The following is a 14,865-nucleotide window of genomic DNA, read 5'->3' as shown; positions in this document are numbered from 1 at the left end:
AGCAGTATGAGTAGTAGTCTTAATTGTCAGGATACCCCTGTAACATGCTTTCATTGCGGCCAAGATGTACCCAAAGGTGTACCTTTTATTGCCAATATAAAAGGTACTGCACAACCCATGTGCTGTCCGGGATGCAAAGCAGTAGCAGAAACCATTGTTTCTAGCGGACTTGAGCACTACTACAAATACCGCCAGGGAGACTCGACGCTCACACCAGATCTCTCTGGTACAGAGCTACCTAGTACAATCCAAGATGAACTAAAGCTCTATGACAACGCTTCGATTCAGCAAAATTTTGTTGTCACGCTAGAAGACGACATCAAAGAAGCAACGTTAGTCATTGAAGGAATAACATGCGCAGCCTGTGTCTGGCTATTAGAACACCACTTGGTAAAACAAGCGGGTATTGAGCAGGCATCAGTCAACCTCACCAATCACAGAGCTCGCATACGCTGGCATGATAGCGACATTACATTAAGCAGCATCATGGCTGCGATATATCACATTGGATATCAAGGGCACCCTTACCACCCTGATAAAGAAGAACAATTACTGGAACTGGAAAAAAAGCGCTCTTTTCGCCGCTTAGGCATAGCCGGACTCGGCATGATGCAGGTGATGATGATGTCTATTGCTTTGTATGCTGGTGCATTACAAGGCATAGAAGAAAAATTTGAAATATTTATCCGCTGGACCAGCCTTATCATTGCCACACCGATATTACTGTACTCTGCCAGACCCTTTTTTACGGCGGCCTTACGTGATATCAGAACACGCCATCTCAGTATGGATGTTCCAGTATCTATCGCCATTGGTGGAGCTTACCTAGCGAGTGCTTGGGCTACCTATACTCAAAGTGGCGAAGTTTATTTTGACTCCGTGACCATGTTTACTTTCTTTCTATTAATCGGTCGCTATCTGGAAATGCAAGCAAGACACAGGACCGGACGAGCAGGCAACGCCTTACTAAACCTAATTCCAGCCAGCGCCATAAAACTAGTCGACGAGCAAGAGATACTGATTCCAGCCACTGATCTGAACATTGGAGACATTGTTCTGGTTAAACCCGGCCACACGATACCTGCAGATGGCATTATTGTCGCAGGTTACTCTTCAGTGGATGAATCAGCCCTAACCGGTGAATACCTCCCCATCAGCAAAACGCTAAACGATCATGTAGTCGGTGGGACCATTAATGTGGAAAGCCCCCTTCAGCTAAGAATCACAGAAGTGGGAGCAGCAACAAAACTATCTGCCATCGTCAGATTACTCGACAGAGCACATGAAGAAAAACCCGCTGTAGCCAAAACTGCCGATAAGGTCGCTAGTTATTTTGTTGCCGCCGTTCTAATAACAGCGGTTGTTGTTAGCCTTATTTGGTGGCAAATCGATCCTAAAAATGCTTTTTGGATCACTCTTTCAGTCCTAGTTGTTACTTGCCCTTGCGCGCTTTCATTAGCCACGCCTACTGCACTCACAGCAGCAACCGGCACACTCAGACAACATGGACTACTCATCACCCGCGGCCATGTACTAGAAAGCCTAGCGACTGCAACCCATGTCATTTTTGATAAAACAGGCACACTCACAGAAGGCAATTTATCACTTAAAAGTACGCACTTATGCTGTAACACAGATGCAAAAACAGCGCTGGAAATTGCCGCCGCATTAGAAGCTCATTCTGAACACCCTATTGCTAAGGCATTTCGCAAATATCAACGCCAAACAGCAGACTCACTCCACGTAGAACTAGGGCAAGGCTTAGAAGGGAGTGTTGATAATATCGTTTACCGTATTGGTCAGCCTGAATTTGCATCTGCACTATGTCAACAACAACTTACTTATAGTGATGCACCCAATCATAGCGGCCAATGGCTACTACTTTGTAACGCCCAATCACCGCTCGCCTGGTTCTGCTTAAACGACCAAATTCGCAAAAACACCCAACAAACCTTGAACACTTTAAAACGCCTCGGCCTTAACATTCAAATGCTCACGGGAGACAACTCTGCTGCCGTTCAGGAAGTTGCTTCAGAATTAAATATAGACAAAGTCATTGCAAACACCTCCCCCAAAGAAAAGCTTACCTATATTCAAAAACTGCAAAACCAAGGCGCTAAAGTAGTCATGATTGGCGACGGAATTAACGATATCCCGGTACTCGCTGGAGCTCAAACATCCATTGCTATGGGTGGTGCTACAGATCTTGCTAAAACTAACGCTGATGCCGTGCTGATCAGTAGCGATATTGAGCGGCTAACAGATGCTATTCTTCTGTCACGCAAAACTCAGTTTATTATTCGCCAGAACCTAAGCTGGGCACTGCTGTATAACCTAATTGCTTTACCATTAGCGGCTATGGGCTTTATAGCACCTTACATGGCCGCGATAGGCATGTCGGTCAGCTCTCTCATTGTTGTTGGCAATGCGCTTCGTCTGACTAAACTTGTTCGCCGTAATCCTGTAAAATAGCCTCTTCAATTTTCGAGATAATTCTCCATGGAAATTCTTTTTGTATTAATACCCATAGCTATCATCTTGTTGGGATTCGCCATTTGGGCTTTTTTCTGGAGTGTGAACACGGGTCAGTTTGATGACCTTGAATCACCCGCCCATAGCATATTATTTGATGACGATGATGACCTGATTCCGGATGATGCCAAACAAGGAAAGGCAAACTCCTCACGTGACTGAGTCTCTTTCTATATCCACAGCCGTTTTGCTTGGGTTGCTTGGTAGCGCTCACTGCTTAGGGATGTGTGGCGGCATTGCAGCCACCATTGCTCTAGGACAAAAACACAGCCGTATTCCAAACCTTATAGGCTACAACTTCGGTAGACTCATCAGCTACAGTATAGCAGGGGCATTAGTCGGCTCCCTTGGGATATTAATTCAAGATAGCACTCTGGCCATTGCTCTTCGCACAATTGCTGGCTTATTGCTTATCACAATGGGCTTATATGTTGCCCAATGGTGGAAAGGCCTAACTCATGTTGAAAAACTTGGCAGCAAGCTATGGTCTAGCATTCGCCCCACCGCCAGCAAACTGCTCCCCGTAAGGAACATAAAACAAGCGCTATTGCTTGGCTTTTTTTGGGGATGGCTACCCTGCGGGCTTATTTACAGCACCCTTATATGGGCAGCAACAGCACAGGACCCTATCCAAAGCGCCAGCCTGATGTTCGCTTTTGGTATTGGTACACTACCGGCTATGCTTAGCACCGGAATGCTCGCCAAACAGATGCAAACGCTCTTAGCCAACCGTAATGTGCAACACATTGCAGGCCTAATGATTATCCTTTTCGGTTTATATACCATTCCATTTAATGGAATCCTTGGTATTTGATACGCGTCAAATTATTATCTATACCAAATGTTATACTGCAGCGCTTAATATTATGAGGAACTTATCGTGAGCCCAGACAAAACTATTTCGTGGGACCTAGATCTAATTAAACGTTATGATTTATCAGGACCTCGATATACCTCATACCCGACAGCCATCCAATTTGACGCTTCACTATCTGAAGAGCAACTTGTACTAAACGGGCAAACAACCACTGATAAGACAGCGCCCTTATCACTTTATGTGCACATCCCTTTCTGTGCTCATGTATGTTACTTCTGCGCCTGCAATAAAGTGATTAGCCGCAACCGAAAGAAAGCTCAACCTTATTTAGACACCCTGTATAAAGAGATTGAGCAAGCAGCAAAATGGTATAGCGACGGTCGAATTGTTAACCAGCTACATTGGGGTGGCGGCACACCTACTTTCATTAGCGATGAGCAAATGACAGAGCTTATGAACAAACTCAAGCAAGAGTTTAATTTACTTGACGATGATAGCGGTGATTATTCCATCGAAATAGACCCACGTGAAGCATCATTAGAAACAATGCGCACGCTCAGAAAAGCCGGCTTCAACCGAATCAGCCTTGGCGTTCAGGATGTAAACCCCGTTGTTCAGAAAGCGGTTAATCGCATTCAACCCACCGAACAAACGGCAGCCGTGCTAACGGCCGCACGTGATCTTGGCTTCAAATCGATCAACATGGATCTCATATACGGGCTGCCTCACCAAACATTTGAAAGCTTCAATGCCACCCTTGATACCGTCATTGACATGAGCCCCGACCGCTTGTCCGTCTTTAATTATGCTCATATGCCCGATCGATTCCGCTCACAAAAACACATTAATGCAGAAGACCTACCAAGCCCTGAAACAAAATTAGCCATTCTTGAGTCCACTATTAATAAGTTACTCGATGCGGGTTATGTGTATATTGGCATGGACCACTTTGCAAAACCTGACGATGAACTAGCACTTGCTCAACAGAGTGGACAGCTTCATCGCAACTTCCAAGGCTACACTACCCACTCAGATTGTGATTTAGTTGCTATGGGCGTCTCCGCCATTAGTCAGATAGGGGATGTTTATTATCAAAATGAACATGACATTAACGCCTACTCTACAGCAGTTGATACACGCGCAAGCGCTATCCGACGCGGTGTGCAATTAAGCACAGACGACCAAATTCGTCGCGCCGTAATTACACAATTAATTTGCCATTTCGAGTTAGACCCAAAACCGATAGAAAAGCTATTTTGCATTGATTTTAAAGAGTATTTTTCACAAGAGCAGTCTGAATTACAACTCTTTGCTCAGGATGGCTTGATTCAACTAGACGGGCAGCGTATTCATGTAACTGCAGCAGGACGCTTGCTGATTAGACGTATCTGCATGGCCTTCGATCGCTACATCCCGAAACAACAAGCGACACAAGGTTTTTCTCGTATCATCTAATAGATACTTCACGCCTTCCTCGAAATGTTACATAATTAGCGGCTGAGTAGCCTCTCATTATGTAACAAACACAGGAATTGGCCATGAGCGATATAAAAAAGGAAGGGAAACTGCATAGCCTGCAACAAGCCCATTGTAATACATGTAGCCTAAGCTCACTTTGCCTTCCCGTCTCATTAAACAACACGGAAATGGAAAGCCTCGATAATATTATTGAGAAAAGCCGACCTCTAAAAAAAGGAGATCACCTATTTCATCAGGGTGACAACTTCGAATCGGTTTTTGCTATTCGTGCAGGCAGCGTTAAAAGCTACACCATTACCAATGAAGGCGAAGAGCAGATCACGGGCTTTTACTTTCCAGGGGAGCTGGTTGGTTTAAGCGGTTATGATAATCAACACTACCCGGTTTCCACTAAAATAATGGAAACTACAACGGTATGTGAAATTCCCTTTGATAATTTAGATACACTTTGTGGCCAGTTACCAGAGCTGAGACGCCAAGTAATGCGAACCATGAGCAAAGAGATTAGAGACGATCAACAAATGATGCTTCTCCTCTCAAAAAAGAACGCTGAAGAGCGCGTTGCTACGTTCCTCATTAAACTCTCTCAACGCTTTCAAGCGCGCGGTTACTCTGCTCATAAATTCAGACTATCGATGTCGCGCAATGAAATAGGTAACTACTTAGGATTAGCTGTAGAAACAGTGAGTCGTATTTTTACCCGCTTTCAAAAGAACAACCTAATTCAAGTTGACGGAAAAGAACTAGACCTGCTTGACTTAGACAGTTTATATGACGTTTCTGGAGAGTGTCATGGCAAAGACACTCCTACAGAAGTAGATGTACAGCAGCTTTCTATATAGCTTACAAAACTTACAAATAAAAAAACGCCGTTCAATTAATCGAACGGCGCTAGAAATAGTTGCACAAAGAAGTAGCCATCTCTATGTGTAACCCAACGCAATGATTAAACCGTATTTTCTTTTTGTAAACATTGAGCCATATCAAGCGTTAACGTTCCGGCTTGATTGAGGAGCCATTAGTACATGTCTTACGACGAATTTTATGTCAAGTCAGTTATCCGATCATTACCTGACTGGCCAGAGCCTGGTGTAGTCTTTCGCGACATCACGCCAATTTTCAAAGACCCTAAAGCATTACGCATGGTCGCAGACGCATTTATTCAGCGGTATATGAATTCAGAACTCACACACATTGCTTGCATTGACGCTCGAGGCTTCCTCATTGCTTCAATCATGGCTTACCAAATGCAGAAACCTTTAGTACTTGTACGTAAAAAAGGGAAATTACCAGGCGAAACCGTACACCAAGAATATAAGCTGGAGTATGGTACGGCGGCCGTAGAAATGCAGATAGACTCGGTAGGCCCGGGTGACCGCGTATTAGTATTCGATGACCTTATTGCAACCGGCGGGACTATTCTTGCTGCCTGCACCCTAATAAAGAAATTAGGTGCTGAAGTAATAGAAAGTGCTGCACTCGTTGATCTTCCAGACTTAAACGGCTCTATCCGTATTCAAGAAGCAGGTGTTCCCGTTTACACCATGCTGGCCTACGAAGGTCTGTAGCCTAAATTAGAGACCTCTGTTATTGTGAGCTTTCATATAAGCTTATAACAATAATAGAGGTTCGTATGTATAAAATCCTTCTAAACACCACCGCTCTTTTACTACTCACATCGCAACCTCTCTTTGCACAAGAAGTCACGACCAAGCACGAAAATCTCACATTAAATGCACAGATGCAATTCGCCGAAGGAAGCTCCTTCGCTGATGGTGTTGTACTCATTACACATGGCACGCTGGCACATAACAAAATGGAGCTCATTGAGACGTTACAGTTATTATTAAGCGACTCAGGCCTGAATTCTTTAGCCATTAATCTAAGTCTGGGTATTAACGATAGGCACGGCATGTATGATTGCCAGGTGCCACACAAGCATAAACATACAGATGCAATTAATGAAATAGGTGCTTGGACAAACTGGCTAAAAAACCAAGGTGCCCAAAACCTTGTGTTAATGGGCCACTCTCGCGGAGGAAACCAAACAGCATGGTTCGCAACCAATAACCCCACACAAATTAAAGCCCAGGTATTGCTCGCACCCGCCACATGGACTGATGAAGGTGAAAAAAATAATTACCAGCAACGCTATTCGCAATCTCTTACAAATATTTTATCTCAAGTTGAAAAAGCCAATAAAGATACTTGGCTTAAAGATACAAACTTCATTTATTGCGCCAATAGTCAGGTCAAAGCCGGGGCGTTTCTTAATTACTATCAAGCTGACGAGCGCTTCAACACACCTTTTCTCTTGAACGATATTAAGATACCAACGCTGGTTATCAGCGCCTCAGAAGACAAAACGGTTTCTGATCTCCCCAAAATGTTGAGCCAGGTTTCTAATTCGCAAGTAGAACACCGCATCATTGAAGGAGCAGATCATTACTTTAGGGACCTGTATGCTGACGAAGTGATAGAATTAGTTGTTGAATTTTTGGAAAATCAAGAATGAAGGTACAAGCACTCTTTCATAGCATTATCGCTCTCATTTTTAGCGCCGTAATGACAGCAGCATATGCACAAGGTCTACCCAGTGCCAATAATTTTTTTGAAGATGCGAAACAGCAAGGCGATAATCGTGTATCCATTGTGATGGTAAGCCAGCGTGATTGCAGCTATTGCGAACTCATTCATAATGATTTTCTTGACCCTATGTATCAGGGAGGCCGGTATAAAGATAAAGCGCTCTTTAGAGAACTGAAAATTGACTCAAGCGGTGTAATTACTGACTTTAATGGAGAGGAGATCACTATAAAGCGCTTTGCAAAACGCTACCATGCAAGCCTAACGCCCACTCTACTGTTCCTTGACCGCAAAGGGCAAGCACTCGTGCCTAATATGGTTGGCGTTAACACACCCGAGTTCTACGGCTACTACCTAGACCAGTCGATAGACAAAGCTATTTATTTACTAAAGAAATCAGCCAAATAAAGCTACTTACATATAAGCTTTGTGATTTTAGACGCATCACGTGTTCTCATTAAGCCGTGATCGGCTGGCGGCCTCAAGTAAAAAGAGCGACTATAAACATAATCTCCTTGAGCGTTATAACCAATACATTTAACACGCTGGCTACGAAGCACAGGATCAAATACCACTTTCAACTTATTGCGTGAGTACCTTTCCATCCGCGGCATACCATAGCCTCTTTGACTCGCCACTTGCTCCTGACGTTGCCTAAACATCGCTTCCTTTTCAGCCTCTCCTCGTGCGCTATCCGCTTGGAGCTTACGCACTTCTTGGCTTTGATAACGTAATATACAGCGGTCTCTATCACCTTTATTAGTAATCGCATTACAAACAGCGGGGGTAATACCCTCAGCATAGGCGATTACAGGTGATGCCATCACAACAAAGGCACAATAAATACTTATCGCACAGAGTTTCAAAATACAGTGCAAACTAGCCTCCCAAACGATGATTTCTGACGCATTAATCCTAGCAAAGATTTTAGAAATCGGGACAGCTAAGCACAAAAAAACTATTAACAGTCTACTTACCTTAGTTTCCACTCCTAATACGGTTCACTGTATAATTTTAGTGTGCGTCCTCCTTAAGCCATTAGCGAAAGTCATATCTACCTTCTATGTCAACACTGCCTATTCATACGATTATTCCTGACCTAATTACTGCACTGGATGCTAAACACGAAGCGGTGCTCGAAGCACCACCTGGAGCCGGAAAAACCACCGCCGTTCCATTAGCATTATTAAACCAGCCATGGCTAGCTAACCGAAAAATCATCATGTTAGAACCTCGCCGTTTAGCAGCACGTGCTGCTGCAGAGCGCATGGCGATATCACTAGGCGAGCCCGTCGGAGAAACCGTAGGCTATCGCGTCCGTATGGATACTAAGGTCAGTCATAAAACCCGAATAGAAGTCGTCACAGAAGGCATTCTCACACGAATGTTACAAGCTGATCCCAGCTTGGATGATACTGGTCTAGTCATCTTTGATGAGTTTCATGAACGCAGCCTCGATGCAGACTTAGGCCTTGCTTTAATCTTGCAAGGTCGTAGTTTATTCCGCGACGATGACCCCTTAAAACTACTGATCATGTCTGCCACACTTGACAGCGCGGCTATAGCAGAACTGCTTGATAACGCTCCTGTTGTTAAAAGCCAAGGTCGCAGCTTCCCAGTAGAGCTCATTTATGGCGCACCATGGAAGCATCGAGAAAGAATAGAACCTCGCATTGTAGCAACCATAAAAGCCGCTCTTAACGAACAATCCGGCAGCCTACTTGTGTTTCTTCCGGGCCAGTCCGAAATACGCCGCGTTGAAAAACAGTTATATGGAGCCCTCGATAATATAGATAAACAAGAGCTGCTGATCACTCCTCTTTATGGCGACTTAAGCCTAGAGCAACAGCGCAAAGCGATTACTCCTGCGCCAAATGGTCAGCGTAAAATTGTACTAGCAACCGCCATTGCAGAAACGAGCCTTACTATTGATGGCGTTACTGTTGTTATAGACAGTGGGCTCAGCCGACAAGCAATTTATGACCCAAATACAGGCATGACTCGTTTACAAACCCGTCGACTATCACGTGCAGCGAGTACACAAAGATCAGGGCGCGCGGGAAGAACGACACCAGGTGTCTGCTATAGGCTGTGGTCAAAAGAACAACAAGCGCAACTGTCCCCTTTTACAGCACCTGAAATCCAACAAGCCGATTTGGCGCCGCTCATACTACAACTGTATCGCTGGGGCTGTAATGATCCAAGTGAACTCGCATGGTTAGATACTCCAGGGCTAGCCCCTTGCCAGCAAGCACGCGAGTTACTGTGCCAACTAGGCGCGCTAGAGTTCACTAACAATAAATACCATTTAACCAAGCAAGGCGAACAGATGGCTAACCTGCCAGTTCACCCACGCTTGGCACATATGATGCTCACTGCTAGCTTGTATCAACTGGAATACCAAGCATGTGAACTAGCTGCATTGCTTTCGGAGCGCGATCCATTAGATACACATCAAGCCGATTTACAAATGCGTCTTGATTGGCTTCGAGAGCCTAAAAAATGCCATCCATCACAACAAGGCCAGCTCTATCGCATAAAGCAACAGTGTCAGCGCTACTTTACACTTTGCCAACAACTCCCTGCTAACAGACAAAACCAACAACAGGCGATTGACACAATTAATAGCGAAGACCAAATCGGCCTATTAATAGCCAGTGCTTGGCCAGATCGCATTGCTAAACGAACCGGAGAGCAACCACGATTCCAATTAGCAAACGGAAGAGCAGCCAGCGCGAGTGAAAACGACTACCTCAGCAAATCGAAGTGGATAGCCGTCGCACAGCTTGGCAGCCAAGAAGGCAGATCAAACGACGCTATTTGGTTAGCAGCACCCTTTAATCCATCTCTTTTTGAAGGGCCTCTTATCCATATGCTAGAACAGCGTAATTTTGTTGAATGGAATGACAAACAGCAAAAGCTAATAGCAGAAGAGCAGCACTGCTGTGGAGCTATCATCATCAAACGTCAGCCATTAAAAACACTTTCTGACGATGCCCGAGCCCAGGCCTTACTTGGACTTGTCAAAAACAAAGGGCTTTCGATTTTCTCCCATACAAAAGCACTCACACAATGGCGCCAACGGGTCACTTTTTTGTACCAAGCATACGAAAACCAAAATGGTAAAAACCCTTGGCCAGACCTATCGGACACCGCATTACTGGCCACACTGGATAACTGGCTAACGCCCTATCTAGGTAAAATTAGCCACATTAACCATTTTGCAAAATTGGATTTACAGAGCATTTTACAAAGTTTGCTCCCTTGGCCATTACCGCAACAGCTTAACGAACTCGCACCTGAGCGCATTGCTGTCCCTTCAGGCTCAAAAATACACATTGATTATAGTCAAACCCCGCCGATACTAGGTGTTAAGCTTCAAGAGATGTTTGGCTCCACATCAACGCCAACCATTGCCAACAATGTCAAACTCAAAGTCCACTTACTTTCACCAGCAGGCCACCCGTTACAAGTCACACAAGATCTGGGGAATTTCTGGGAGCACGTATACCCTCAAGTTAAAAAAGAAATGAAGGGGCGATACCCCAAACACCCCTGGCCTGATGACCCCTCTAGCGCTATGGCTACTCACAAAACCAAGCGCCACCTAAAAAGCACCCATTAAGCCAGGGGCTCGCTAAGTATGCTCTACAACAAATATTTACCTTGTTGTGATTTTACCCTGTCACTCAAGGTAATTTCCCTCTAAGCTAACAGCGATTTTAATTTTCTTATACTGGAAGCTTTATGTGGTTCAAAAATTTCGTCTTTTACCGGTTTACAGAGCAACAAGATTACACACAGGAACAGCTGGAAGCCGCTTTCTCTGAACACTTATTTGAACCATGTCGTAGCCAAGAGCTCAGCCGCTACGGCTGGGTTGCCCCACACTCAGCACTTGATGAGCAAACTGTGTTTGCTTCATCTGGGGCATACTTGATTACCGCACAAAAAGAAGAAAAACTATTACCCGCTAATGTGATTAAAAGAAACTTGAATGAACGTGTTGGGGTGATTGAGCGCGAACAGGCACGCAAGGTATACCGTAAAGAACAGCTTCAATTGAAAGATGAAATCATTATTGATTTGTTACCTCGTGCGTTTAGCCGATTCTCACAAACCAGCGCGCTTGTTTTACCGCGTGCCGGTTTTATTGTTGTCGATAGTTCAAGTCATAAAGGTGCGGAAGAGTTACTCAATCTATTACGCAATAGCCTAACCACATTGCCTGTCGCATTGCCGGATACTGTGCACTCACCTGGCGTGGTTATGTCTGAGTGGCTGCAGCAGTCGAGTTCATTCCCGGCCTTTACCTGCTTAGATGAATGTGAGCTGAAAGACCAAACAGAAGAAGGCGGTGTTATTCGTATTAAAGGGCATGACCTGCATAGCAGCGAAGTCATTGCCCACTTAGAAACCGGAAAACAAGTGACCAAGCTCGCCTTGCAGTGGGATGAAACGCTTAGCTTTATCTTACAAGATGATTTATTGATCAAGCGCGTAAAACCAACAGACGAATTAACACAAACGCTCAATGAAGAATCATCAGAAGACCCTTTGGTAAGATTAGACAGTGATGTGGCTCGTTTAGCACTAGAGTGTCAGCGACTCTTTCCGCAAATTTTGGAAGCCTTCGGCGGCCAGGTACAACGTTAATTGAAAACAAAAAGGGCTTATTTATAATAAGCCCTTTTTTATGCCCACATACAGTAGATGCTCTAAGCGTTTAACACTCGCTCTACTCAGTCGCCTCTCCCACTACCGATAACCCTAAGCTTGTCCACGCCTGCATACCACCACGGTAATATTTAATTTTTTCTGCAGGATAACCGTGCTCAAGCATTGCTCTAACCATAGATGGCGTTTGTCCACACCAGTAACCATTACAGAACATTGCTAAAGTCTTTGCTTTCGTAAAATCATAGCCGCCATCAGACTGCTTCAACGCGCCAAAATCATCCATCGCCCAATCTCTATCATCAGCATCATCCATCATTGTATAGGGGTAACTAACAGCCCCTGGAATCGTCAAACGCTGATGCCAACCGATAGTACGTGTATCAACAATCAGGATATTTTTATTTTTTTGAGCATCTATCATGTATTGCACAAATTCACGCTCAGCGATCGTTTCTACATCATAAGGCTCAAAAGGATGCATCGCTTGCGGCATGCCACGAAAAGTGGTGGCATATAGATCAGTAATTAGATTTTCTGGATTCTGATTACGTTTAATCTCAACCATCGCGCCATCGTGCATCACTTCGAAAGAGAAGAGGCCCGGCGCAATCATGGCTTTAGGTTTATCTTTCGAAAATGCTAATGGCGAAGCCGTTAACAGACTAACTAACGCAACCGATGAAATTGTTTTAATAAACATAAGCAACCTATTTTTTTATTATAAGAACTTTTTGGTTTAGAGAAAGTTAATTTAGCACATCACAATTTATACAGCACACCTATCATTTCTTCTACAGCAACTGATACAACTTAGGGATAACGAATGAAGTGATAATGACTTGATATGATTTTCATCCCCTGTAGAATTTACACCTTCTAGGGAATATCTGTCATTTTACTTGATCGTCTCAATCATCTGATCAAATTACTAATCAACAAACTCTAAACTCTTCTTAACTACCTTCTTAATAGGGTTAACAACACAAAAATGTATAGCGTAAAAGAGATGTTCTACACATTGCAGGGCGAAGGCGCTCATGCAGGTCGACCCGCAGTATTTTGCCGTTTTAGTGGCTGTAACTTATGGTCTGGGCGCGAACAAGATAGAGCTACTGCGATATGTGATTTTTGTGATACTGACTTTATTGGTACCGATGGTCAAAACGGTGGGAAATTCGCAACCCCACAAGCACTGGCCACTGCAATTATGAGCTTTTGGCCTACCCCTGAAGGCAAGCCTTATGTTGTTTTTACGGGAGGTGAGCCCGCACTACAACTAACACAAGAACTGGTCAGCGCGGTGCATAATTGCGGTTTTGAGATCGCAGTCGAGACCAATGGTACTAAGCCACTACCCAATGATATAGACTGGATTTGTGTTAGCCCAAAAGCTTCTGCACCACTCGTTATCAATCAAGGTCATGAACTAAAGCTTGTCTACCCTCAGAGCGACGCGATGCCCGAGAGATTCACCGAGTTAGAGTTTGATAACTTTTACTTGCAACCATTAGACAGTCAGAGTTCAAACCAAAATACACAACACGTTATTGATTACTGCTTAAGACACCCTCGCTGGAAGATGAGCCTGCAAACTCACAAGATTGTCGGCATAGACTAATAAGTAGCGAGATCAGAAGAGAAGCTATAGCTTAAAACTCTTAATGTTTTTAACCGCAGCAGATTGTTTCCATTGCCAATGACAACAGACAATAAGCAAAATAGCAGGTACTTGCATCAGTACACCATATAGCAGCACAACGCCTGACATTTCGGTGTTGTGTAACACAGCTCCAGTTATCATTAAAGCTAGCCCTGCGTTTTGAATACCGGTCTCAATGGCCAAGGTGACCCCCTGCTTTGCAGGCAAGCGAAAAAGCTTGCCTGCCCACCAGCCTATCAACATGGCAGCAAATGATAACAATATAATCACAGGACCAACTTCTACTAACATACCCGACAGCTTGTCTTTATTACCTGACACTATCCCCACTACCACGGCAAGCATAAATAGCAAAGAACACCATTTAACAGCCAACTGCAGTTTGGCAGAAAAGTATGGTGCTTTATGATTCAACCACATACCCAAAATAACCGGTAGTAATGCGATGGTCAGTAATTTAAAAATGGTCAGTACGATAGGAAAAGCAACTGTAGTATCCAATGAAAGCCAATGAGAAACGGCCATAAAGGAAAGTAACGGCAAAGTAAAAGGGGTTACGACACTCGCTATCACCGTTAGACTTACGGACAACGCCGTGTCAGCTCTACTTAAATAGCTGATCATATTAGAGGTTGCACCGCCCGGAGCGAATGTCAGTATCATTATACCGACAGCATAGGCAGGAGGCACATTTAACAAAGTAACAACGCTATATCCCAATAGAGGTAAAACGACTAATTGCAAAACGCTACCTAGCACAACAGCAAGAGGTCTAGACTTTAAATCTAAAAAGTTAGAAACGTCCAGCGACAAACCAATACCCAACATAATAAAAAACAAGGCAAGAGGTAAAACAACCTGTGTTAGTGCTGTACTTTCCATCTAAATGTCAATCCTATTTGGTACAGAAAAATGCAGTCTAATTTCTTCTGCAATACGAAACAACCCATCATCACAACCCCCAATCCTACGTCCTATATGGGCTAGAGCAAGGTACACACACATCTTGTGGATAACCCTGTGGATTCTGTAAGAAAAACGTCTTACAGAGCCCATTTCATGAGCTTCTACTCACATTGATCATTTTTTAACCAATAGTATTTATTGTTAT

General features: G+C 44.1%; 14 protein-coding genes. 11 read left to right on the top strand and 3 right to left on the bottom strand.

What is annotated here, in order from left to right; genetic code table 11:
* Nucleotides 1-6 precede the first annotated feature (6 nt).
* The 8 genes from NEJAP_RS06445 to NEJAP_RS06410 all read left to right on the top strand — a co-directional run bounded on the left by NEJAP_RS06445 (nt 7) and on the right by NEJAP_RS06410 (nt 7,822).
* Complete coding sequence (locus NEJAP_RS06445; protein WP_201349835.1) at nt 7-2,472, top strand: heavy metal translocating P-type ATPase; 2,466 nt, start codon at nt 7-9, stop codon at nt 2,470-2,472.
* A gap of 27 nt (nt 2,473-2,499) precedes the next feature.
* Complete coding sequence (ccoS, locus tag NEJAP_RS06440; RefSeq protein ID WP_028470212.1) at nt 2,500-2,694, top strand: cbb3-type cytochrome oxidase assembly protein CcoS; 195 nt, start codon at nt 2,500-2,502, stop codon at nt 2,692-2,694.
* The gene (locus NEJAP_RS06435) at nt 2,687-3,346 is read left to right on the top strand and encodes a sulfite exporter TauE/SafE family protein (protein ID WP_201349834.1); all 660 of its coding nucleotides are present in this window, start codon (nt 2,687-2,689) and stop codon (nt 3,344-3,346) included. The genes ccoS and NEJAP_RS06435 overlap by 8 nt, the downstream gene beginning before the upstream one ends.
* Before the next feature lie 66 nt (nt 3,347-3,412).
* On the top strand, nt 3,413-4,804 hold the full coding sequence (gene hemN / locus NEJAP_RS06430; RefSeq protein WP_201349833.1) for an oxygen-independent coproporphyrinogen III oxidase: 1,392 nt from the start codon (nt 3,413-3,415) through the stop codon (nt 4,802-4,804).
* An 83-nt stretch (nt 4,805-4,887) separates the two neighbouring features.
* Nucleotides 4,888-5,670 carry a fumarate/nitrate reduction transcriptional regulator Fnr gene (gene fnr / locus NEJAP_RS06425; protein ID WP_201349832.1) on the top strand — a complete coding sequence of 261 codons (783 nt, stop codon included), beginning with the start codon at nt 4,888-4,890 and terminating at the stop codon, nt 5,668-5,670.
* 183 nt (nt 5,671-5,853) lie between these two features.
* Complete coding sequence (locus NEJAP_RS06420) at nt 5,854-6,396, top strand: adenine phosphoribosyltransferase (protein ID WP_201349831.1); 543 nt, start codon at nt 5,854-5,856, stop codon at nt 6,394-6,396.
* Nucleotides 6,397-6,461: 65 nt separating this feature from the next.
* Nucleotides 6,462-7,343: an alpha/beta hydrolase gene (locus NEJAP_RS06415; RefSeq protein WP_201349830.1), complete on the top strand. Its 882-nt coding sequence runs from the start codon at nt 6,462-6,464 to the stop codon at nt 7,341-7,343.
* Nucleotides 7,340-7,822, top strand: a complete 483-nt coding sequence (locus tag NEJAP_RS06410; protein WP_201349829.1) for a thioredoxin family protein — start codon at nt 7,340-7,342, stop codon at nt 7,820-7,822. The genes NEJAP_RS06415 and NEJAP_RS06410 overlap by 4 nt, the downstream gene beginning before the upstream one ends.
* Nucleotides 7,823-7,824: 2 nt before the next feature.
* Here the strand turns inward: NEJAP_RS06410 and NEJAP_RS06405 are convergent, their stop codons facing one another.
* Nucleotides 7,825-8,238 (bottom strand): hypothetical protein, encoded by a 414-nt coding sequence (locus NEJAP_RS06405; protein ID WP_201349828.1) that lies wholly within the window; start codon nt 8,236-8,238, stop codon nt 7,825-7,827.
* A gap of 239 nt (nt 8,239-8,477) precedes the next feature.
* Here NEJAP_RS06405 and hrpB point away from each other — a divergent pair, with 239 nt between their 5' ends.
* Entirely contained in the window at nt 8,478-11,039 is a 2,562-nt protein-coding gene (gene hrpB, locus NEJAP_RS06400) for an ATP-dependent helicase HrpB (protein ID WP_201349827.1), read from the top strand.
* A 122-nt stretch (nt 11,040-11,161) separates the two neighbouring features.
* Complete coding sequence (gene rdgC / locus NEJAP_RS06395; RefSeq protein WP_028470205.1) at nt 11,162-12,070, top strand: recombination-associated protein RdgC; 909 nt, start codon at nt 11,162-11,164, stop codon at nt 12,068-12,070.
* Between the two features lie 82 nt (nt 12,071-12,152).
* On the opposite strand, the gene NEJAP_RS06390 is transcribed toward rdgC, so the two are convergent.
* Nucleotides 12,153-12,794, bottom strand: a complete 642-nt coding sequence (locus NEJAP_RS06390) for a rhodanese-like domain-containing protein (protein ID WP_201349826.1) — start codon at nt 12,792-12,794, stop codon at nt 12,153-12,155.
* A 288-nt stretch (nt 12,795-13,082) separates the two neighbouring features.
* On the opposite strand from NEJAP_RS06390, the gene queE reads away from it, so the two are divergent.
* On the top strand, nt 13,083-13,712 hold the full coding sequence (gene queE, locus NEJAP_RS06385; protein WP_201349825.1) for a 7-carboxy-7-deazaguanine synthase: 630 nt from the start codon (nt 13,083-13,085) through the stop codon (nt 13,710-13,712).
* 24 nt (nt 13,713-13,736) lie between these two features.
* Here the strand turns inward: queE and NEJAP_RS06380 are convergent, their stop codons facing one another.
* The gene (locus tag NEJAP_RS06380; RefSeq protein WP_201349824.1) at nt 13,737-14,636 is read right to left on the bottom strand and encodes a bile acid:sodium symporter family protein; all 900 of its coding nucleotides are present in this window, start codon (nt 14,634-14,636) and stop codon (nt 13,737-13,739) included.
* Between the last annotated feature and the right edge of the window lie 229 nt (nt 14,637-14,865).

Origin of the sequence: Neptunomonas japonica JAMM 1380 (assembly GCF_016592555.1) — a bacterium.
Classification (GTDB): domain Bacteria; phylum Pseudomonadota; class Gammaproteobacteria; order Pseudomonadales; family Balneatricaceae; genus Neptunomonas; species Neptunomonas japonica_A.
This window is presented reverse-complemented; position numbering and strand designations above follow the sequence as displayed.